The following is a 23,265-nucleotide window of genomic DNA, read 5'->3' as shown; positions in this document are numbered from 1 at the left end:
TTATTTACCTCCCCAGCTTCCCATCTCCCTATCTTCCCATCGTCTTAGCCTGTTCGTAGGACTTGCAGGATTTTTCCTGGTTTTTTGTGATTGTGTACTAATCAACAGTTTAAGGTAGTAATAAAGAATTATGCATCGTATAAGTGCCACACCAGGCGGATGGAATCAGTCAGACGGTTTAGTTCTTCTGGAACAAACCCCAGCCCCTTTCGTTTTGATTACTGCTGCTGACACCGACATTCAAACTTTAGCAGCAACAGTACCAAAATTACCTGCCGAATTTCCTCAAATTAGAGTTGCTAACCTGCTGCAACTACAGCAACAAATCAGTATTGATAATTATGGCGAACAAGTTTTAGAACTTGCCCAGGTAATTGTTTTGCGCCTATTAGGAGGAAGTTCCTATTGGGCGTATGGTTTGGAAGTGGTGCAGGAAATTGCCGCAAGTAATGGCATAACTTTAATTGTAATGCCTGGAGACGACGCTCTTGATCCAGATTTAATATCAAAATCAACTATTTCTACTGAACTTGTTAACCAAGTATGGCAGTATTTCCGGGAAGGTGGTATAGAAAATTTCCTGAATGCTCTACTTTTTATCTCTGATATTTCCCTCTTAACCACATTCAACCCCCCACAACCACAACCTGTTCCCCGTGTGGGATTGTATAAAGGACAGGGAGCAGGGAGCAGGGAGCAGGGGGAAGATTTTTCCCAGTTACCCAAAATAGGTATTTTATTCTACCGCGCCCATTATTTAGCCGGAAATACAAAAGTTATTGATGCTTTATGTACTGCATTAATCAAGAAAAATTTACAACCTGTACCGATTTTTGTTTCTTCTTTACGTGAACCAGGTGTAACTGATGAGTTAATCAAGTTTTTTCAACCTGAAGATTCTCAACCTATTAGCCTGTTATTAAACACTACCAGTTTTTCTCTAGCACGTTTGGAGACGGAAACACCGCAAATTGAACTGTGGGAAAAGTTAGATGTGCCGGTGTTACAGGTGATTCTTTGTGCTAGTTCAGTGGAACAGTGGGAAGCACAGTTACAGGGTTTAACTCCCCGTGATATGGCCATGAATGTGGCTTTACCAGAGGTAGATGGGCGGATTATTACTAGGGCGGTTTCTTTTAAAAGTTGGCAAACTCGCAATGATGACTTGGAAACTGATGTAGTCGTTTATGAACCTTTGAGCGATCGCATTGATTTTGTTGCCCAACTGGCTGCAAATTGGGTCCGATTACGCCATAAAATGCCCTCAGAACGTCGTCTAGCTCTAATTTTGGCAAATTACCCCAACACCAATGGTAGGCTGGCTAATGGCGTAGGTTTGGATACTCCTGCTAGTTGTGTAGAAATCCTCAAGTCCTTAAAATCGGCTGGTTATGATGTGGGAAATATCCCCGCTGATGGTGATGAGTTAATTAAAATTTTAACTGCTGGTGTTACCAATGATCCAGAAGGAAAAGATTGGAAACGAGTAAATCAAAGTCTTTCTGTAGAAGAATATCAAGCGTATTTTGCTAGTTTACCCGCACCTGTACAACAAAGAATTATTGAACGTTGGGGAGATGGGGAGGTAAATAACCCAATCACCAATCACCAATTTCCGATTCCCGGTATTCAATTTGGTAATGTTTTTGTAGGTATTCAACCATCAAGGGGTTATGAAAATGATCCGAGTTTAAATTATCATGCACCAGATTTAGAACCAACTCACGATTATTTGGCTTTTTATTATTGGGTAAGAGAAATTTTTGGCAGTGATGCGATCATTCATGTCGGAAAACATGGCAATTTAGAATGGTTACCAGGTAAAAGTGTAGCTTTATCTAATACTTGTTATCCTGAAATAGCCTTTGGTCCCATGCCTCATTTATATCCTTTTATTGTTAATGATCCAGGTGAAGGTTCACAAGCTAAACGTCGTTCTCAAGCAGTAATCATTGACCATCTGACACCACCCATGACACGGGCGGAATTATATGGAGCATTGCAACAGGTAGAAAATTTAATTGATGAATATTACGAAGCAGAAACATTAGATCCTTCTCGTTTACCCACATTACGCGATCGCATTCAAGAATTAGTCATCAAAGAAAATCTCTACAAAGATTTAGGTATCACTGATGAAAAGGATATTGTAAACTTTGAAAGTTTAATTTTAAACTCCTTAGATGGTTATTTGTGCGAACTCAAAGAAGCACAGATCCGCGACGGTTTACACATTTTCGGACAAGTTCCCCAAGGTAGACAACTAAGAGATTTAATCATTGCGATCGCCCGCATCCCCAACCGTCATTCTATCGGAATTACCCGTGCGATCGCAGAAAATTGGGGTTTAGATTTCGATCCTTTAACAACAGAATACAGTAATAAATTTCATCCTCCTGCAACTCTCTCTGCGCCTCTGCGTCTCTGCGTGCAAATTAAATCTTGTCATACCCACGGCGATGTCATTGAACTATTAGAAGAAGAAGCCGCTTTTTTAGTCGAAAAAATCATCAATTCCCAGTCACCAGTCACCAGTCACCAGTCACCAGTCCTTAACTGGATAGAATTAAAACTTCTTCCAGCATTAAAAAACACAACCCAAGAAATTACCAACTTACTTAAAGGAATAGATGGAAAATATGTTCCTAGTGCTGCATCTGGCGCACCGACAAGAGGAAGGCCAGAAGTTCTTCCCACAGGTAAAAATTTCTATGCTGTAGATATTCGCGCTATTCCTACAGAAACCGCCTGGGATGTGGGCAGAAAAGCAGCAGAAAATCTCATTGAAACCTACACTCAAGAACATGGAGAATATCCCAAAACTCTGGGTTTATCAGTTTGGGGAACTTCTACCATGAGAACAGGAGGAGATGATATTGCGGAAGCTTTAGCTTTATTGGGTGTGCAACCGATTTGGGATGGTGCAGCTAGAAGAGTAGTAGATTTTGAAATTCTACCTTTATCAATTTTAGGTCGTCCCCGTGTTGATGTGACTTTGAGAATTTCGGGATTTTTCCGTGATGCTTTTCCTAATTTAATTGATCTATTTTCTCAAGCAGTGGCAGCGGTTGCAAGTTTAGATGAACCAGAGGAGGAAAACCCGTTAGTAGGTGCGGTAAAGCAAGATATTGATTTATGGACACAACAAGGTTTAAGTTTAGAAGTTGCCAAAGAGCGATCGCTTTATCGGGTTTTTGGTTCTAAACCCGGTGCTTATGGTGCTGGACTTCAAGGTTTAATCTCTTCCCAAAACTGGCAAACTGATCAAGATTTAGCCCAAGCTTACATCAACTGGAGTTCCTACGCTTACAAGGGAACAGAGAATAATAATACTGTCACCTCTCAAGAAGTATTTGTCGAAAGATTAAAAAAAATGCAGGTTGTTCTACATAATCAAGATAATCGAGAACATGATTTACTTGATTCTGATGACTATTATCAGTTTCAAGGTGGTTTAACTGCTGCGGTTCGTTCTCTCCAAGGCAAAAACCCCGAAACTTATTTTGGTGATAATGCTAATACATCTCAACCCAAAGTCCGTAAACTCAAAGAAGAAATTACTAGGGTTTATCGTTCCCGTGTGGTTAACCCGAAATGGATAGCAGGGGTAATGCGTCATGGTTATAAAGGCGCGTTTGAAATGGCAGCAACGGTAGATTTTTTATTTGCCTACGATGCCACCGCCCAATGTGTGGAAAATTATATGTATCAGGGAATTGTAGATAATTATTTACAAGATTCTGTAGTTTGTGAGTTTATTCACAACAAAAACCCTTGGGCTTTGCGAGATATAGCTGAAAGGTTGCTAGAAGCACACAAACGAGGTTTATGGGAAGATGTCAATTTAGAAACTTTGGAAAATTTGAGAAATTTAGTCCATGAAGCAGAAGCAGCTATAGAAGAAAATTAGTTATTGGGCATTGAACATTAGGTTATTCATCCGCCCAATCACCAATCACCAATCACTTATTGATTCCTATGCTGATTGATCAAATATTCTGACTCCTGTACAGGTGAAGCATTCGGGACATCAATTATCAATTCTCGTCCAAGGCTATTTTCCGAATGCTTCGCCCCTACGACTCCTGACTCCTGACACATTAGCTAAAGTGGCATTAATGCCCGTTGGCATTTGGGACAAACAGCATGAATAGTTAATTGACAATCTAATAAGTGATAACCTTCTTTTTGGGCTGTTTTTGCACCGATTTTCAAAATTGAATCGTTTTTGAACTCAATTGTAGTATTACAACGAACACAAATCAGATGGTGGTGATGATGGGGGTAAGGTTGGTTAATTTCATAGTGTTTATGTCCTTCACCCAACTCTAGTTCCCGTAAAATTCCCATCCTGGACATTAACTTGAGGGTGCGATAGATGGTTGATAAACTGATACCCTCACCATCACTTTCTAGGCGATGATAAAGATCCTCAGCACTTAAATGTTCACCCTGGGGAAGTTCTTGAAATATATGTAGAATTGTTTCTCGTTGAGGAGTTAAACGCCAGCCTCGGTCGTTTAGTTCTGCCTTAAGTGAACCAGTTGTGTAGACAGTCATACTAAATTTTCTCAACAAAGCCTGTTAATTGAGAATATAACAAATATTAGGAGCAATTTGCAACAATCCTAACTTATTGAGAATGTTTGTTAGTTGTTATTGGGCATGGGGTATGGGGCATTGGGTTATTCATCTTCCCAATCACCAATCACCCTAACTTAAAGATTCTAAATAGTCGCGGACGAGGTTACGGCGCTTGGGTTGGCGAAGTTTTTGTAAGGCTTTGGATTCTATTTGTCGTACTCTTTCTCGTGAGAGGTCTAAAGCGCGGCCTATTTCGGCTAATGAATAGGGATGTCCATCGGATAAACCAAACCGCATCAGAATCACTTCACGTTCACGGGTGGTTAAATCTGCTAGTAAATGCTGCAAATCTTTATGTAAAGATTCTCGCATTAACATTTCTTCTGGGGTAACGCTATCAGTTTCTAATAAATCTCCTAACTCGGTGTCTTTGTCTTTCCCTACTTTGGTTTCTAGTGAAACAGAACGAGGAACTCGCAACAAAACTTCCCGCACTTGGGTAGGTGTCATATCTAACTCAAGTGCTAAATCTTCTAAAGTAGGTGTACGACCTTTTTCTTGAGCAATTTTCCGTTGTGCTTTTTTGATTTTGTTGAGTTTTTCGGTAATATGAACAGGTAGGCGAATTGTCCGGCTGGAAGTAGCGATCGCTCTGGTTATTCCTTGACGTATCCACCAATAAGCATAGGTACTAAAACGATAACCCTTTGTAGGATCAAATTTCTCTACTGCTCGTTCTAATCCTAAAGTACCTTCTTGTACCAAATCTAATAATTCCAAGCCACGATTTTGATACTTTTTGGCAACAGATACTACAAGGCGCAAGTTAGCCTTGATCATGTGTTCTTTGGCTTGAAGTCCTTGAGATTGAATTTCATCAAGTTCTTCTACTGTCAACTTGGCAATTTCCGCCCAGCGTTTTTTACCTTCTGATAATGTAGGTTTAAGCTCGGATAATTCTATGCCAGCAGTTCTAGCCCATCTTTCTAATGAGGGGCGGTGTCCTAATTCAGATACTAAACGCTCCTGAACTTCTATTAAATTCAGATAAGGGGCAATTACAGCGTCACCTTGTTTTGCTGCGTTAGCAAGCACGATCCGCATCCGCAAATATCGCTGTACTTTTTGAGCTTCGGAAACTTCTTCATCCCGCCCTAACAAACGTACTCGGCCAATTTCTTGAAGGTATAAACGTACTAGGTCTGTACTACGACGGTTGGTATTATTTGCAGCCAAGTTATGAGGATCAACAGCAGCTATTTCTATATCTTGTAGTTCATCTAGGGACAAATCACCCTCATCAATATTGAGATCAGAATTTAGATCAGAGTCTAATGTTAGGTTAGACTTTTGGGAATCGTAGGCTGCATCTGTGTGAAAAGATGTTGCGGGCATAATGTCTTAATTGTGAAGGTACTAATAGATTACGGTCAGCTAAAATCGCTAAAATTACGGTCAGATCATCAACTGTTGCTATTGTTCCCGTAATTCACGATGAAATAACACAATTGAATTTTGCAGTACAATTCTTTGCAGAAGGAAGATTGTACTAATTCTGCGGGGCTGTCTGAAAAGTAGGTGGCGAATATAATTCGCTAGTACACAACTCAACTTACCCTACCTAAGCTACAACCAAAATTATTAATGGTATAAAATTAGATTCTTGAACTCACTTAGGGATACACTTTTACCGAATTTTTTTGGTGACTGTAGGTTTTTGATTGAACTCATAGACGTTTCTAGCTACAGCCAGGCTGGAAACACAGTAGCGGTATGTAGAGATGTTCTGGTGGAACTTCTCTAAGGACGAACGTCTGTATAGCAGTCAAAGCTTCTTGGTACATAGGGAAAGTAAATAAAAAGTACATCAATTGTTGACTTCATTTACCTGCTTTTTGCGGTAATCACTGACTTAGTTAACTGAGATGTTCTAGGAATATTTACGGTTATTTTCATAACTATGTACAATTCTATCCCTAGTAATTTTGCTGTTGATAAACTACATAGTTATATTTACATGATGGTGGAAGTAGTTTCCTGACGATTTAACAATTTCTTTAGTGATTATTTGGTAATTAGCAGATGTGAGTTACGAAATAATGCTTATAGTGGAGCATGGTGCAAGCCATTAATTTATTGGTGATATTCTGGCTTAGTATCTCTTAACATGAGTTCATCTAATGCCTGTTTGGGTGTAACTTGAGTTTCCAATAACCGATAAACCTGCTCAGTAATAGGCATAGTAATATTTTGCTCCTGGGATATTTGCATCAAAACTTGACAAGTGTTTACACCTTCAGCAGTTCCTGGTAAAGAGGCGAGAATTTCTGTCAGCGTTTTTCCACTGGCCAACTGATAGCCGACTTGATAATTACGGCTTAAGGGGCTGTTGCAGGTGGCTAACAAATCTCCTAGACCGGATAAACCATAAAAAGTTTCCGTTTTTGCGCCCAAAACTTTACCAATACGAATGATTTCTGTCAAGCCGCGAGTTACTAAAGCTGCTTTGGCATTAGTTCCCAAATGCAAACCATCACAGACACCAGATGCGATCGCCATCACGTTTTTGAGTGTACCACCTAGTTCCACACCTACCGGATCAGAGTTAGTATACACACGAAAACGTCCAGAAGAAAAGACTTGTTGCACGACTTGGGCAGCAGCGGTATTTTTGCTGGCTACTACGGTAGCAGCGGGTAAACCCTGAGAAATTTCTTCAGATAAATTAGGGCCTGAAAGGACAACTACTGAATGATCAGGAAATTCGGTTTGCCAAATTTGGGAAGGTGTACGGGTTGTTTTCGCATCTAAACCTTTGGTAGCGGTGACAAATATTGTCTGTGGAGATATTTGACAAGATTTAACCGATAACGCTACATCCTGTACACCTTTCATAGATATAGCGGATAGGACTATTTCGGCATTTTTAACAACATCCTCTAAGGAAAGATCACCCTGGCGTGACCATAAACGCACCTGATGATCATTTGCACGTGCTAAATTTGCCAGGGTTGTACCCCAAGCACCTGCACCTAAAATAGCGATCGTTTTGGTCATTGGTAATGGGTAATGGATAATGGGTAATTGGTAATTAGTAATTGGGGAAGAAGGGAACAGGGAACAGGGAAAGAATTTTCTCCCCAGTCACCAGTCACCAGTCACCAGTCACCAGTCCCCTATCTGGGATAACGTTTCATTAATTCCCTGACTTGTTCAGCATGATAGGAGCTTCTTGTCAAGGGGGAAGAAACAACTTGTAAAAATCCGATTTCTTCACCATAAGCTTGCCAAGCTGCAAATTGTTCAGGAGTAATAAAATCAGTAACTTGCAGATGTTTTTGACTGGGTTGGAGGTATTGCCCAATGGTCAAAATATCACATTTTACTGATCGTAAATCTTGCATGACTTGGCGAACTTCGGCATCTGTTTCACCTAAACCGACCATGATACCAGATTTGGTGTAAGTGCTAGGGCAAATTTGGTGAGTACGTTCTAACAGAACCATCGTTCTTTGATAGTCACCTTGGGGACGTACTCGACGATACAAACGTGGGACGGTTTCCGTATTATGGTTTGTGACTTCTGGTTTAGCCTGGAGTATGATTTCTAGTGCATCCCAGTTTCCGCATAAATCAGGAATTAGCACTTCAATAGTAGTTTTGGGTGATACTTCACGAACTGCGTTAATACACTTAACAAACTGGGACGCACCACCATCTACTAAATCATCTCTGTTCACGGAAGTAATCACGACGTGATTTAGCTGCATTCTGCGAACAGCCTCCGCGAGTCTTGCGGGTTCGGTGGGATCTAAGGGTTTGGGTTTTTTCTCAAAGTCAATATCACAGTAAGGACAAGCTCTGGTACAGGCTGGACCCATAATTAAAAATGTAGCAGTTCCAGCGTTGAAACATTCGCCAATGTTGGGACAGGATGCTTCTTCACAAACTGTATTCAGGGCTAAATCCCGTAAAATTTCTTTAACGTTACCAACGCGCTCCCACTGCGGTGCTTTTACCCGCAACCAGTCTGGTTTTACAGTCACAATCCGCTTTGTTTACTGAAGTTATACAACTATAATCCTAGCAAGCAAAGTCCTTTATAAAATATTTTGTTTTTTTATTTGGCTATGGTTATGATATACTAGTCTTGATAAGCATATTTTTTTTACGGGATGTAGCGCAGCTTGGTAGCGCACTTCGTTCGGGACGAAGGGGCCGCTGGTTCGAATCCAGTCATCCCGATTGTTAATTGTCACTTGCCAGATTATTTGTCCGCGTTGACAAATTGTTGTCCTTCTTGCCAAATTACTGTCCGCGTTGCCAAACTACCTAGTATACGAGAGAACAAGTTAGAACTCTCTATCGTTCTACTATAGAAATACAACAACGCTGGGCTGTTCCTGAAGAACGGGCAGAAATTATTGATTTATTGGCAGATAGGGGAATTGATTTTGATGAGTTAAAAGCAGTTACAAGTTTTCCCGATGCTGATCCTTTTGATTTATTATGTCATATAGCCTTTGATGCTCCGGTGTTGACTTACAAACAACGGGTTGAAAGGTTGCGTCGTGGTAAGTCTGACTTTTTTAACCAATATGGGGAGGAAGCAAGGGAAATTTTAGAGATACTTTTGGATAAGTATGCTGAAAAGGGAGTTGAGGAGTTTAATATTCCCACGACTTTTAAGGCTAATCGGGAGTTTGATAATTATGGTAATGTAATTGAAATTGCTGAACGGTTTGGGGGTATTCAGGAATTGAGGGACGCTGTAAATCAGTTGCAAAGTTTACTTTATTCAGCATAATAAAACATCATGGAAAATAACAAAATTAATTCCTCTGTATGGGACAATTTGATTAACAAAATAGCACAAAATGATATAGGTAATTTCGTATCATCTCATAATATATCTCATTTATTACTAGATGCACTAAAAGATAATTATGATGATGCTTGTGGTTCGGGACACTTATTAAGGGCAATAAGTGAAATTAGTCCAGCAGATGAACAAAAATTATCATTGTGTTCAACAATGTTTAGTAATCTATTTAGCAGATATGAATATATTAACGAAAATATTTCCGTAGGAGATTGTTTTAATACAAACATAAATATACATCCAGAAGGATATGATGTTATTATTTGCCATCCACCTTTTATAAACAAGGATAAAGATTTGGGTGATTGGCTAAATTTAATAATTAAAAAATGGTCAAAAGATGGACGAGCAGTTATATTTCTTCCAAATTATTTTTTAGATTCTAATATTATAAGTCTAAATAATATTAGAGAAACTTTAGTCCGTGCTGACTACATAGATTGTATAATTAAACTACCTAATCATCCTAAATATTATTATGCTACCAATACTCCTGGCTGTATTTTTGTACTGAACAGTAATAAAGCTATTGAACGCCGTGGGTTAATTTCAATGATTAATGATACTGATATTAACCAGCATGAAGAGATTATGAGATTATTATTTGATAATAATCAAAATCGCAATTGTATTACATCTCAAAAATATAATGATATTTTTGGTATACTCAAAAATGTAAAAATTAATGACATAGCCTGTAATAATTATAATCTTTTACCAGAATTGTATGTATATGAAAAAGAATTACATGAAGAACCTACAAACATCAAAATAGAATCTTCATCTGAAAATTATGAAGAAACAAATTTTCATGATCATAAAAATGAATCACACCTAATAACTACAGGTATTAAGAGTGAAATACCCCACAAATATACTAACAATGACAACATTTCAATTGCTCAAATACATAATCGAATAGAAAAAGCTTATTGCTTGGATAAATTGCAATTAAAAACAATTAAAAATAGAGAGCAATATAAACTCAGTGGTGTCTATTTCTTAACAGGTGAATATAAAGGAAGACCAGCTATATATGTAGGAGAAACCAATAATTTCTTGGAGAGAATTTCTAAGCATAAAATAAAATTTTGGGATAAAGTTTTTCTACTGACCAGTAGAGACAGAGATGAATATTGGGATAAAGCACAAATACTTTACTTGGAAAGTAAGTTTATATATTTATATAAATATGAAAAACCTAATTCTTATTATCATTGCATTAATGACAAATACTCTGAAAAAAAATTACCTGAAAGTAAGATACAAACAACAGAAGAAAACTTTGAATACGGTAAACGCTTACTAAATGACTTAGGACTGAAAATACCAGAATAGTAAAGGTGAAGTATACTTCAATCATTATATAAAAAAGTATCAGATTTAATAATGCCCAAACGCACCACCAAACAAAACGATAAATCCGTCACCACCGCCCAAAAACTAGGCAGCGTGGTAAAATCAGCCCGTGATATCATGCGGACAGATAAAGGTCTAAACGGAGAATTAGACCGTCTTCCCCAGTTGACTTGGATAATGTTCTTGAAATTGTTGGATGATTCTGAGAAACTGCATGAAGCAGATGCAAAATTAGAGAGAATTGAGTATAAACCAACTATTAAACCGCCTTATCGATGGCGTGATTGGGCTGCTAATGAAGATTTTACCAGCGATAAATTAAAAAGTTTCATCAATAATGATGAAGCAGTTTTACCAGATGGTAACAAAGGTGAAGGTTTACTCGCTTATTTGCGGAATCTCAAAAGCAAAGCTGGTAATAAACGCGCCGATGTTATCGCTAAGGTTTTCAAAGATGTGAATAACCGCATGATTAGCGGGACTTTGCTATGGGATGTTCTGAATAAAGTAAATGAAATTCGCTTTGATAAATATGATTATTTGACGCGGCGTTTATTTAAGGATCGTTTACACAAGGATGATGAATATAATATTTGCTTTGCTAGACGAGGTACTTCTGAGAGAACCGAAGCCTTCAAAGTTGCTTTAGAATCAGCTAGAGCAAAGTTCGCTGAACAATGGGGTATTACCAGTACAGCAACTATTAATATAACTGCTAACATCCCTCCTAATTGTCCAAGTTTACAAGCTGTAGATTACTTTCTGTGGGCTTTACAACGCTTGTATGAGAGAGGTGAGGATAGATATATTGAGTTTCTCTGGTCAAAATTTGCACTTGTGCATGATATTGATGACACAAGATTTGCTAGGTATGGGGTGTACTATACTCGTAAAAACCCTCTAACAGCTACAAAAATACCAGGGATATAGGATTGTTAAGACTTTGCTTGACAATCACACGGCATGAAGCCGAATTTTGTCCCTGGTTTATATATATTATATCATTTTTAAAGCAATCGGTAAATGATATCTTAGAGGGTGTTTGAAAAGTTTTAGATGGTGACTTTATACACTTGCAGATCCCCCCTAAGCCCCCTTAATAAGGGCTTACAAGGGTAGGTTTTTTACATTGTCGTGAGGGCAAGACTTGGGGGACAAGGAAGGACAGTGGACAAGGGAGGAAAACCGTACAAAATCATATTCTCTTGGTAACAAAAAGACCATTGTGCTGATAAAATCTTCCTTGTCTACTTTCCCTCCTTGTCTTCCAGGTCCTGCCTCAACAGATAATATTAAAAACCTACCCCTGTGAGCTTAATAAGGGGGGAACTAGAATCAAAGTCCCCCTTTTCAAGGGGGATTTAGGGGGATCTAAAATTTTTGATACATCATGAGGGACTTTTAAAACATCCTCTTAGATGAATATATTTACAGTCCTGATGATGATGTCATAGAAGGGGCAATAGATGATGAAAAAACCTATACAGAAACAGACTTTAATCGCATTATTGAAATTGAAGAACGGGAACGCTACCGAGTGCAATTGTTCATGGCAGAAATAGATCAAAATCAAAAAACTCTGGTATTTTGTGCTAACCAAGATCACGCCCCATACAATATGCAAAATAGGCAAATTGGTCTGTGGTAGAGATAAATAAGCTATACTCCTTACATAGTAAAGGTTTCATCTATTACATTCTATTGCGACAGGAGTTGCGAAAAGCGACATTTAATTTGCGAACGTACACATATAAAACTCGGTTTATTAATGTTTTGTAAGAAATCGCACTTTGGGCTAAAATTTACCGTAGCCTATCATTATAATATATATATGGATAAAATTCAAGTAGAAATCAAAGAACTCAACTCACAAATTCAAGCTCTCCTAAGAGAAAGGGCTGCATTAACTCAAAATAGTATAGAATCTAGTGAAAATAATACAAATTTGGCAATAGTTGAAGCTTATCGCCGTCAAGCTAGGGAAAATCCCAAAATTGCGGCAGAAATTCAAGGTATAGATAATGCGATCGCTTTTTTAGAAAAACAAAAACAACAAAAACAAGCTCAGTTAAATGGTTCACTAACTTTTTCTAAACGTCTTGCTCAACAACAACAAGAATTAGAAGCAGCGAAAAAAGTAGCCGAAATTCACGCCCAAAGGGTAAATGAACTCGCACAAGAACTAGCAGAAGAAATTAAACTACTCAAAGCTTGTGCTGATGAACTTAGCCCCATGTATTGGCAAGTGTACTATAAACCGTTCATTACCGGATTCAAAACCATTTCAGTTCCCCATGTTCGTTCTGATGGAGAAGTATGGACAATTGTCAACCGTATTGTTTAGGTATTTAATACCTTGCGTGTATCTGGGTTTCTGCTCTTTTTTAACTCAAGAAAATCTGCCTTTGATCTTCCCACAAGATAAAATTTTTAGTAAAAGCGTTGATGAATCGTCAGAGGAACTCATGGCTGTAAAAAAAGGAAATATGGTTCGTGCTGTGCGCGAGAAGTTGGAAAATAGTGTAGAAGCAAAAGCTAGTGATACTCGCTTTCCCTCCTATTTATTTGATAGTCCAGGGGAAATAGTAGATATTAAAGGTGATTATGCTTTGGTGAAGTTCGGAAAAGTACCAACTCCCAATATTTGGTTAAAATTAGAACAATTGGAAGAGTTTGCATAACAAAGGTTGTGCTTTAGTGTACAATTCCCGCAAGGAACTTAAGTTCCTTGCTAATAGCTGAAGTCATCTAAAGATGACTAAATAATTGGGAGTTTCCCAAATTTGTAAATTTATTTCTATCCAAGGAAATAAAATAATCCAAGGAACTGGATATGATTGAACCGCAAAGGGCGCAAAGGACACAAAGGTAAAAGAATTTAAGAGATTTTTTGGTTTTGCTGTGGTGATTTTTTTCCAAATTGGGATGCTCCAAATTAAATTAGAAATTAAATTTCTAACTTCAGTGGATATCAATATCTACTAATCTACTCTACTATCAATACTGTTCGGTTAAGGATTTTTGTAGGTTGGGTTGAACAAAGTAAAACCCAAGAAATGTCTATAAATGTTGGGTTTCGTTCCTCAACCCAACCTACAGAATTTTATTTTTTGGGCTTAACCGAAAAGTATTGACTCTACTATTAGTCAGGAATTGCAATTGTCAAGAAAATATTTCTTATGTCTGATTTACCTTCTTCCCCTGTTTTCTGTAAATCTCCCCGTGTGACTATTGTGGGTGCGGGTAGAGTTGGTAGCACTTTAGCCCAACGCATCGCGGAGAAAAATTTGGCCGATGTAGTATTGTTAGATATTGTCGAAGGAATGCCCCAAGGTTTAGCTTTAGATTTGTTAGAAGCGAGGGGATTAGAATTACATAATCGGCAAATTAGCGGTACTAATAATTATGCAGATACGGCTAATTCTAATATTGTTGTCATTACCGCTGGTTTTCCCCGCAAACCGGGAATGAGTAGGGATGATTTGCTAAAAATCAATGCCAAAATTGTGGTTGAAGCGGCAAAAAATGCGATCGCCCATTCTCCCCATGCTATTTTTATTGTCGTCACAAATCCTTTAGATGTGATGACTTATTTAACTTGGCAAGTTACAGGTTTACCCAGAAATCAAATCATGGGAATGGCTGGAGTTTTAGACTCAGCAAGATTTGAAACTTTCATTGCTTTAGAATTAGGGGTTTTACCTGCGGATGTCAAAGCAATGGTTTTAGGAAGTCACGGTGATTTAATGGTTCCTTTAGCCCGTTATGCTACTGTTAATGGTATTCCGATTACAGAATTATTAGATGCAGAAAAAATTGAACAGTTAGTACAAAGAACACGCAATGGCGGCGCAGAAATTGTGGAATTAATGCACACAGGCGGCGCGTTTTTTGCTCCTGCTTCTGCCACTTCTTTGATGGTAGAATCTATTTTATTAAATCAGTCTCGCTTATTACCAGTTGCAGCTTATTTACAAGGTGAATATGGTTTAAATGATGTAGTGATTGGTGTTCCTTGTCGTTTAGGATGTGGTGGAGTCGAGAGTATTTTAGAATTGACTCTCAACGATACAGAAAAAGCAGCTTTACAAACTTCAGCTAATTCTGTAAGTAATAATATCAAAAGAGCGCAAGAAATTTTATCTAATATAGGTGACTGGTGACTGGTGATTGGTGACTGGTGATTGGTGACTAGTGACTGGTGACTGGTGACTGGTGACTGGGTAATAAATTTGATGTTTCCCTATTAACTATCAACTATTATCAATTACCAATCACAAATTGATCAAATTTTACAACTTGCGAATCAGGTTTTTTGGTATTAAAGCGATAACTACTAATAGTACCTGTTCCCGTGTCGAAAATGCTGAAAACTGTAATCTCATTACTAGCAATATAAGGTAAAGGTTGACCATCTTCTCCTAATAATGGAGAAATCGTTGGTATAACTGGTTCTAAACCATTAGGATCACCAATTCTAGTATAATTATCTTCTGAATAATTTACAGGAATATATCGCTTTCTTTCACCCCAAGCAGCACCATAGGAATTACCAACATTAGAAGTTTCTAAAAAGTGCATTCCACTAGAACTAACAAACCTATTCCATAAATGGGAATGTCCATAAAATACTAACTGCACTTTAGCAGCTTCTAATAAAGGAATCACATCACGAATAATGTAATCTGCATTTTTGGGATATTCGTAATTTACAGATTTAATATTTCCTGTTTGATCTTTTTCAATAATCTGTAAAGGATTAGTGTAAGCTGGAACAATATTATCACCCAACGTATGAGGAGGATGATGGAACATAACCACCTTATATTTTGCCTGTTGAAATTCAGGACTTTTTAATTCTTCCTGCAACCAATTATATTGATCACTTCCTTTAAAACTAGGTTCAAAAATTAACTGTCCATAACCCCAATTTTCAGGATTATTCAAATCTGTTTCTGGTTCTATATATCTACCTTTTCTCTCTGAATTTAATTGAGGATGTCGCCACATATTAGTAATATACAAAACCACCAAACGGACATTACCAAAAGTCACAGCGTAATAGGTTTTTCCTCCTGATTTAGTTTCAGGTAAAGTAAAAATTTCCTCGTAAGTGATAGTATTAAAAGAATTATCTATTAAAGATTTTTGACCATACAAATTTTCAGCTACTTCACGGGGAACAGTATCATTAAATTCATCATTTAAACTCTTTTTTCTCTGATATCTTCCCATGACTTCATGATTACCAATACAAGGAAACATAGGGGCATTTTGAATAATTTTCCCACCAGTGTAAGTAACCTTGACACCATCATTAGATTCCATTGTATAATTACCACGACCTTGTAAACCTGGAAATAAAGCATTTCCGCGATTATCATCAAACCATTCAGAAGCACGATCTGGAACATTAATTAAATCTCCAGCAAACCATACACCGTCAACTCTCCCCACAGTTTCCACAACTTTTTGTAAATTTGCTGCTGTCATTGGTTTTAATTGATGATCAGATGTGAGGAGAACTTTTAACGGTGTACCGGGTTTTGGAGTAGGTGCAAGAGTAAAAACCTCACTATTAACCTTTTTCCCATCTTCTCGTATACTGGTGACAAAATAGGGAACTCGCAGATTAGGAGTTAAACCAGTAACTTCAGCTTCATGTCGCCAAATATCTCTTTTTACAGGTTGTTGATAAACTTGCCCATTTGCCTTTTGATCTGCTACTCTTGACTCTTGATCTTCCCGAACACGACTAAGTTTAGTAGTTTTTGCAATTGAATTTCTATCAAATTTATCACCGTAAACAACCAAATGTTTATCACCGGCAAACTCAGTAAACCAAACTACACGCACAGAATTTTCTGTTGGTAGTTGTAAAAATGGATCTGTTAATAGTTGTGGTGGTGATATCATAGTTGCTTATCCCAAATAACTTACACTTACTACCGTCAAACATATTACCAGAAAAAGTACAATATTTAGGGTATTCTTCATGTGCTTATTCCAAAAACTGAACTCCTACCTTCAAACGGAAAGAAGACTTCTTTTCTTCCTTTGTGTACTTTGCGTACTTTGCGGTTAGTTTAATCAATATCAAAAGCAGCATAACAGATAAGTAGTCGTGCAAAATAAATTTTATATTTGGGAGAGGGAACAGGTAACAGGTAACAGGTAACAGGTAACAGGTAACAGGTAACAGGTAACAGGTAACAGGTAACAGGTAACAGGTAACAGGTAACAGGTAACAGATAAGGAATACAGGGATTTTTGTTTGTTCCAAAAATGTTAAATTAATTTTGCCCAGGTACTTAATTCTTATTACTTTGCGTCTTTGAGTGAGACAAAAATATGAACATCCAAAAATCAAACCGACAAATCTTCATCATATACGGATTATTGACAGCGATCGCACTCCTCACCCTGTTTCCCTTATTATGGCTCATTAGTACAGCCTTAAAATCACCCACCGAAAATCTTTTACAGTCTCCACCCCAGTTATTACCCATTCAACCGACTTTAAATAATTTCTCTCGTGTTTGGCAATCTTTACCTTTTGGGCAATATTTATATAATAGTATTTTGGTGTCTGTATTGACTGTAATTTTGAATTTAATGTTTTGTTCTTTAGCCGCTTATCCTTTAGCCAGATTATCATTTTTAGGACGGAATGGAATTTTTATTGCGATTGTTTCTACAATTATGATTCCCTTTCAAATAGTCATGATTCCCTTATATATTTTGACAGTGCAGTTAGGGTTAACAAATAGTTATTTAGGAATGATTTTTCCCAGTTTAGCTTCTGCTTTTGGCATTTTTTTATTAAGACAAGCTTTTATGGGAGTGCCTAAAGAAATAGAAGAAGCCGCCCGCATGGATGGTAGTTCTGAGTTAGGATTATGGTGGTTTGTGATGTTACCCGCTATTCAACCAGCACTAATAACTCTGGCTATTTTTGTATTTATTGGTGCTTGGAGTGACTTTTTATGGCCGTTAATTGTTATCCAAGATGAGAGTTTATATACTTTACCCTTGGGAGTGGCTAAATTAGCAGGTACATTTTCTTTAGATTGGCGATTAGTAGCAGCTGGATCTGTAATTTCAATTGCTCCAGTTTTGCTGTTATTTCTCTTTTTACAAAGGTTTATTGTCCCCACAGATACAGGTAGCGGTGTTAAAGGATAACAGGACTTACGCAAAAGGGAACGAAAGTAGGGGTAATTCATGAATTACCCCTACGCAAGAATAAGGTTTTTAGTCATATCTTGCGTAAGTCCTAGATAATTGCAATTCAAAAGTCAAAGTGTAAAAATTCAGGAGTCGTAGGGGCGAAGTAGGGGCGAAGTAGGGGCGAAGTAGGGGCGAAGCATTCGGAAAATAACCTGTGATCAAAATTGATAATTTATCGCCCGAATGCTTCGCCCTTACAGGAAAATAACCTGTGATCAAAATTGATAATTTATCGCCCGAATGCTTCGCCCTTACAGGAAAATAACCTGTGATCAAAATTGATAATTTATCGCCCGAATGCTGATGCTTCCAGCACGCTTCGCGAACGCCCTTACAGGAGTCAGGAGTTATTAATTTTGGATTTTGGATGCAAGGATTTTGGATTGTTTTTGTTATCTCCAATCTAAAATCTAAAATCTAAAATCTAAAATCTAAAATTTTCCTCCCTGTTCCCTTTCTCCACGAAAAGACTTTCTCAGCAACCCCTATTTATTGGCTAACAGTTGAGATCAAGTTAACCGCTAAAGGTTCTTCTAGTGATTGTAAAGAACTAGCTTTGATAGCATCCAGATAACGACGCAACAATAGAAGTTGTTGAGAATTGGGACGATATGTGAGATTTCCTTGTTTTTGAAACAATGGTGCAGAGGCGATCGCCTGATAATCAGGATTTTCCTGAGAAGTTTTTGCTAACCACAGAGAATTTAAAGATGTTTGCCCTGAAAGAAGTTTATCATCTGGTTCTGGTAAGATTTCAGCAGCAGTAGGTATTAAACCAGCAGGTAGTTCACCTTCCAAAAAAGCCAGCAAACGCTGTTGACAAATGCGGGTATTGATGCCACGATTCTCAAACAATTGCAGAATTTCACCAAAAGATAGAGAACGCATAGTTTCACCACCTGAGCTATGCGGTAAAATTTTCAGCAATTCCGAAAACAAGAAGTAATCTGTATACTGTTGTTTAGGTACTTCTAAAACCTGGGGATGTAGAGGTAAGGTAGCCAACCCATAAGCCACCCGACTACATTTAGGAGCGCCATTTTCACCCAGATATAAATCCTGAATAATTTTGGCATTGGGAAGTTTTTGTCTTAACCAACGGTTGACTGTAGCAATAGCAGCCACCCCACCAGAAATAATTGTCTGATCAACAGCTTCCGTAGGAATACCACGAGCTACTAATAATTTATTCAGTTCCCGGTTGAGACGACGTATGTAGGGGACAAAAACCTGAGTTTCCAAATCTCGTCGCTGCAATATCCAGCACTGATCTGCTAACTCCAGAGTGAAAGATTCTTGATGTTGCAAAATCAGCTTCAGAGCCAGAGCAGCATCTAACAATCCTTGTCCCAACAAAGAACTTTCTAACTTTTGCTGGAAGCGGATGCGGGAAAGTAGATCCGGTTCTCCAACTCGTGGTAGTTCTAACGCTTCCAAACTCAAACTAGACCATTGTATCTGGTCTAAACCAGGAATTGAGGGTTGCCAATGCCAAGGATTACTACTAGAAATGCTACTGTTAGCTTTTGACCTCCCACGGGGTTGGCGAGATTTTGGTGGTAGTAGCAACTGACAAATAATATCCTGCTCCATAGCCTTACCAGCATAGGCAAAACTGTGAAGCATAAAATCTCTGTATGTTAATTGGCTCAAATCTGCCGGTAAATCAACCAATGCCATCTCTGTAGCAGTAGCACCAATATTTAGAGCCAGGGTTGTACCCCCATGGAAATTTTCACTGGTTTTTAAAGGACGCAAACCTTGATTGTCATGCAACTGTACTGAAGGAGAATTGCTAGGATTAAGTTCTGGCAGCAAACTAGCGATCGCCTCCTCCACAAAAAATATCTCTTGGGGATGGGAAACAAGCTGACTAGCCAGTATTGCTTCCCGCACATTAAAACGATATTGTTCAGACCAACTAGAAGGACAACTACAAACAACACCGGTAATATTATTCATAATCGCAGAGAAAACTTGAGGATCTATGCCCACAGCATGAGCAATTAAAGCCGGAGTTGTACTAGTTTGATCCGACTTGAGAGTTAACAGTAACTTCGAGAGCGATCGCACCACCCAAATCAAAGGACCTGCGGAAAATTCATTTAACTGCAATACAGGTTCCCATTTTTGCTGCGTAGTTCTATAGGGAATCCCTATGTCTAAAAAAGGCTTTAAATGAGCAGAGTAAAGATTTTGTTTCGGTGCTGTTGTGGAGTGAGTTTGATCCTGTGCCACTGCCGCAGGTGTTGTCTGCTCTCTATTTTCTCTATTTTCTCTATTTTCTCTACTTTCTCTGCTTTCTGCGTCTGAATGAGGTATGGAAGCCGTAGGTAAATAAACTTCTGCCGGTAAACGAAAAGATTGCTCAAAAGCAGTATTACCTAATGGATTTTCTGTTGACCAGTAGATCGGATACACAACCAACTGCGAACGATTCAACAACGCCGCGGAAATCCCAGTTGTACCCAAATCAATTCCTAAATACCAAACAAAGTTTGGGTCGTTGACTCTCAACACAGAATTATCACTTAACTTGTTATCGCCAAGCAAAGCAACTTCTGGTGAAGAATTTGTGACTTCCTTTTTTTTTTCAGTTTGCGGACTTTGCGGACTATTCACATTAGAAACAGCAGCTAATGGGATATTTTCTGTTGCTGTGCTGCTAGGAGATTCCATCAACTGCATTCCTGTATCCAGGATATCCCGGAGAATATTCTGACCTTCAGATACCGAATCCTGCAAACTTTCTACATTCGTTGTCTGTTGCGATTCAGAATTTAACCGCCAATCAAAATTGGTTAAATCTCGATCCAATTGTTGCAACTGCGCTTCATCTAAAACAATATTCGGTATACCTTGCGTCTCTGTATCCGTGTTATCTATAGATAGTAAATTTTCCTGTGGTGAAGCCAGAATGTAAGCAGATGCTAAATTTTGTGTCTCTGTCGATTCCTCTACAGCAGAGCTAACTATGGGAGTCTCTAGTTCTGTCGTGTCTGGATGATCATCAACAGCTAAAGCTTCTGTAACTTGTTCTTCACCGAAGACATCAACTAACAAGTCCGTCAGGACTGTGATTGTATCACTACTATCTGGATGAAAGTTCAGTAATGTAGGAGTGCTGGCAAATTCAGCTTGTGATTGCGTATCCTCTGGCAACAAGGATTTTTCCCATAAATCAGATGATGCTGGCTCTGTGGTTTCTACAACCATAGCCGCATTTTCAGGTGGAAAATTGTTACTCTGCTCAAAAATATTTAAATCCTCTTGCTCTACACTCTCTGACGACACCTGCACATTAAGCTCTTGTGCTTCTTCTTGTGCTTCTGGAATAATTAGTGATGCTGACATACTTTCACTAATCTCAGCAGTGTTATCTACCTCACTTGTCACCACTGGCACAGCAGTAGATTCTGTAGTCGATTCTGTTGATTTAATCCTATCTGCACCACCAAACAAACTCGCATAAAGTTCATCTACTTCATCAATACTCTCTGACTGAGTTTCATCAGGGGTGGTAAAAGAAGCAGCAACTGAACTTGAAATCTCATCTGACCTCAGTTGTAACAGCACTGCCTCCAAATTCTCCACAATCTCAGGTTCTTGAATGTCCGCAGTCACAGTATCCTGAATTAATTCCTCCCCATTCTCTGATGGAGTTTCATCAGAACTAATATTAGAACTAATAAAACTATCAACTGCTGAAACTGGTGCTGGTTGTGCAGTCAATTGTGAAAGCACTGCTTCCAAATTCTCCACAATCTCAGGTTCTTGAGTGTCCGCAGTCACAGTATCCTGAATTAATTCCTCCCCATTCTCTGATGGAGTTTCATCAGAACTAATATTAGACCTAATAAAACTATCAACTGCTGAAACTGGTGCTGGTTGTGCAGTCAGTTGTGAAAGCACTGCTTCCAGATTTTCCACAATCTCAGGTTCTTGAGTGTCCGCAGTCACAGTATCCTGAATTAATTCCTCAGCAACAGAAGAAACAGGTTGTACTTCTGTTGCAGAATCTAATCCAAAGGTTAAAGGTGGAGCATCTGGAGATTGTATTTGTAAAGTCTGATGCAAATTATTCAGAAAATTTGCCATCAACTGTTCACCTTGCAACCCCTGACTGTGCATTCTTGCCAGTGCTTGGGATAAAGACTGATAATAAGTGTTAATGTTACGCTCTAATGCCTCAAAGATAACGTTAACAGTTCCATCTAGTGATAGTAAACGTTGATCCAACTCCTTCGCCAAACTAGCTAACCTTTCTAACCCTTCGACGGATTCCACAACAGGTTGAATAGCAGAGTTGCTGACTTCTTGCTTAGTTTCACCTGTAGTCAAACTAGAAGAATTAGCTGCATTTCTTGTTAAATATGGAATTAAATTTGGCACTAAACGACTGATTAGCACTTGTAAAAATTCGCTAATTATCTGCTCTTGGGTGGCTAACTGCTGTGTTAAGGAATAGTTTTGCAGTCGCTTTTGCTCTAGCTGTCTAATTTCCTGGACAAGAGAAGCTCTTTCTTGCAACAGACTTGATAATTCTGCCTGCAAAGGTTGAAGCACAACCGAAATTTCATCTTTTAATTGTTCTGCGGTAAAATTAGCCTGTGGCTGTTGGGATTGATAAGACTTTGATCCAGCTTGGTTATGCTCCTGCTCCACATATCGCGCCAACAAAGATGACAGTGGTTGTGTCTGTGATTGCTCCACAGGAGTTTCTTCTGGTGTCTCACTTTCATTGAGTTTGACAAGAAACTCACGCACTCGCTGTAAAACATCTCTCTCTTCTTGTCCCTGACCAGACAGCAGTTTTGATAGGGGATTACCACTATTGGCAAGCAAGTTGTCAATATCTGCAATCAGTTTGTGAATTTCATCTTTACGGGAAGTCACGTTAAATTACCTTAGCTAGAAATGTACTGTGATGTTTATGGTAATTAAGTTTACAAAAGCACTGAGTAACCAAATTTATTGCTCGTACTTCTGACGGCAATTATGTTATGAATCACTCAGAGATGCAACTTGATCTAGATGATTAGCTTTGTTTTTAGGTAGTTTGCCAAATTTTGCGTTAGGTTAAGGTAAAATCAAATTCGTGGTATTGGTGACAGGGGGGTTAAGCCTGGTGTATTTAATCAGCAAATACTAAGGGAAAGTAAAAATTGTTGAGAAAAAATTATTTGTCGTTTTCTTGTGTAACATAGTTT

14 protein-coding genes, 1 tRNA gene and 1 pseudogene are annotated in these 23,265 nt (G+C 38.4%); 9 read left to right on the top strand and 7 right to left on the bottom strand.

The genetic code is table 11. The features are described from left to right. The first annotated feature begins 130 nt into the window (after positions 1-130). Positions 131-3,910 carry a cobaltochelatase subunit CobN gene (gene cobN / locus H6F45_RS14345; protein WP_190347497.1) on the top strand — a complete coding sequence of 1,260 codons (3,780 nt, stop codon included), beginning with the start codon at positions 131-133 and terminating at the stop codon, positions 3,908-3,910. Between the two features lie 194 nt (positions 3,911-4,104). Here the strand turns inward: cobN and H6F45_RS14340 are convergent, their stop codons facing one another. The 4 genes from H6F45_RS14340 to lipA all read right to left on the bottom strand — a co-directional run bounded on the left by H6F45_RS14340 (position 4,105) and on the right by lipA (position 8,630). Beyond that, the gene (locus tag H6F45_RS14340) at positions 4,105-4,560 is read right to left on the bottom strand and encodes a transcriptional repressor (protein ID WP_096572159.1); all 456 of its coding nucleotides are present in this window, start codon (positions 4,558-4,560) and stop codon (positions 4,105-4,107) included. A 153-nt stretch (positions 4,561-4,713) separates the two neighbouring features. Continuing rightward, positions 4,714-5,979, bottom strand: a complete 1,266-nt coding sequence (sigC, locus tag H6F45_RS14335; protein WP_190347496.1) for an RNA polymerase sigma factor SigC — start codon at positions 5,977-5,979, stop codon at positions 4,714-4,716. 738 nt (positions 5,980-6,717) lie between these two features. Continuing rightward, a complete protein-coding gene (locus H6F45_RS14330; protein ID WP_190347495.1) occupies positions 6,718-7,641 on the bottom strand; it encodes an NAD(P)H-dependent glycerol-3-phosphate dehydrogenase in 924 nt (307 codons plus the stop codon). Between the two features lie 119 nt (positions 7,642-7,760). Further along, entirely contained in the window at positions 7,761-8,630 is an 870-nt protein-coding gene (gene lipA, locus H6F45_RS14325) for a lipoyl synthase (RefSeq protein ID WP_137666224.1), read from the bottom strand. A gap of 125 nt (positions 8,631-8,755) precedes the next feature. Between lipA and H6F45_RS14320 the strand changes: the two genes are divergently transcribed. The 6 genes and pseudogenes from H6F45_RS14320 (at position 8,756) to H6F45_RS14295 (ending at position 13,506) form a co-directional block, all read left to right on the top strand. Beyond that, positions 8,756-8,829: transfer RNA gene (locus H6F45_RS14320), tRNA-Pro, on the top strand. A gap of 103 nt (positions 8,830-8,932) precedes the next feature. Further along, positions 8,933-9,391 (top strand): annotated as a pseudogene (locus H6F45_RS14315) (type I restriction-modification enzyme R subunit C-terminal domain-containing protein); the annotation flags it as partial. A gap of 9 nt (positions 9,392-9,400) precedes the next feature. Further along, entirely contained in the window at positions 9,401-10,804 is a 1,404-nt protein-coding gene (locus tag H6F45_RS14310) for an N-6 DNA methylase (protein ID WP_190347494.1), read from the top strand. Positions 10,805-10,855: 51 nt separating this feature from the next. Then, positions 10,856-11,755, top strand: a complete 900-nt coding sequence (locus H6F45_RS26570) for a type I restriction-modification system subunit M N-terminal domain-containing protein (protein WP_242052627.1) — start codon at positions 10,856-10,858, stop codon at positions 11,753-11,755. A gap of 901 nt (positions 11,756-12,656) precedes the next feature. After that, entirely contained in the window at positions 12,657-13,169 is a 513-nt protein-coding gene (locus H6F45_RS14300; RefSeq protein WP_096572167.1) for a hypothetical protein, read from the top strand. 121 nt (positions 13,170-13,290) lie between these two features. Further along, positions 13,291-13,506 (top strand): NAD(P)H-quinone oxidoreductase subunit O, encoded by a 216-nt coding sequence (locus H6F45_RS14295; protein WP_096572168.1) that lies wholly within the window; start codon positions 13,291-13,293, stop codon positions 13,504-13,506. A 63-nt stretch (positions 13,507-13,569) separates the two neighbouring features. Here the strand turns inward: H6F45_RS14295 and H6F45_RS14290 are convergent, their stop codons facing one another. Then, entirely contained in the window at positions 13,570-13,800 is a 231-nt protein-coding gene (locus tag H6F45_RS14290; RefSeq protein ID WP_190347493.1) for a hypothetical protein, read from the bottom strand. Between the two features lie 204 nt (positions 13,801-14,004). On the opposite strand from H6F45_RS14290, the gene mdh reads away from it, so the two are divergent. Then, a complete protein-coding gene (gene mdh / locus H6F45_RS14285; protein WP_190347492.1) occupies positions 14,005-14,988 on the top strand; it encodes a malate dehydrogenase in 984 nt (327 codons plus the stop codon). 100 nt (positions 14,989-15,088) lie between these two features. Here the strand turns inward: mdh and H6F45_RS14280 are convergent, their stop codons facing one another. After that, a complete protein-coding gene (locus H6F45_RS14280; protein WP_190347491.1) occupies positions 15,089-16,741 on the bottom strand; it encodes a metallophosphoesterase in 1,653 nt (550 codons plus the stop codon). Between the two features lie 435 nt (positions 16,742-17,176). On the opposite strand from H6F45_RS14280, the gene H6F45_RS14275 reads away from it, so the two are divergent. After that, complete coding sequence (locus H6F45_RS14275; protein ID WP_096572171.1) at positions 17,177-18,010, top strand: carbohydrate ABC transporter permease; 834 nt, start codon at positions 17,177-17,179, stop codon at positions 18,008-18,010. Positions 18,011-18,544: 534 nt separating this feature from the next. On the opposite strand, the gene H6F45_RS14270 is transcribed toward H6F45_RS14275, so the two are convergent. Then, positions 18,545-22,951, bottom strand: coding sequence for a hypothetical protein (locus H6F45_RS14270; protein ID WP_190347490.1), 4,407 nt, complete (start codon positions 22,949-22,951; stop codon positions 18,545-18,547). Between the last annotated feature and the right edge of the window lie 314 nt (positions 22,952-23,265).

Origin of the sequence: Sphaerospermopsis sp. FACHB-1194 (genome assembly GCF_014696235.1) — a bacterium.
Classification (GTDB): domain Bacteria; phylum Cyanobacteriota; class Cyanobacteriia; order Cyanobacteriales; family Nostocaceae; genus Sphaerospermopsis; species Sphaerospermopsis kisseleviana.
The sequence above is the reverse complement of the archived record's forward strand: the minus strand, read 5'-3'. Positions and strand labels throughout refer to the sequence as shown.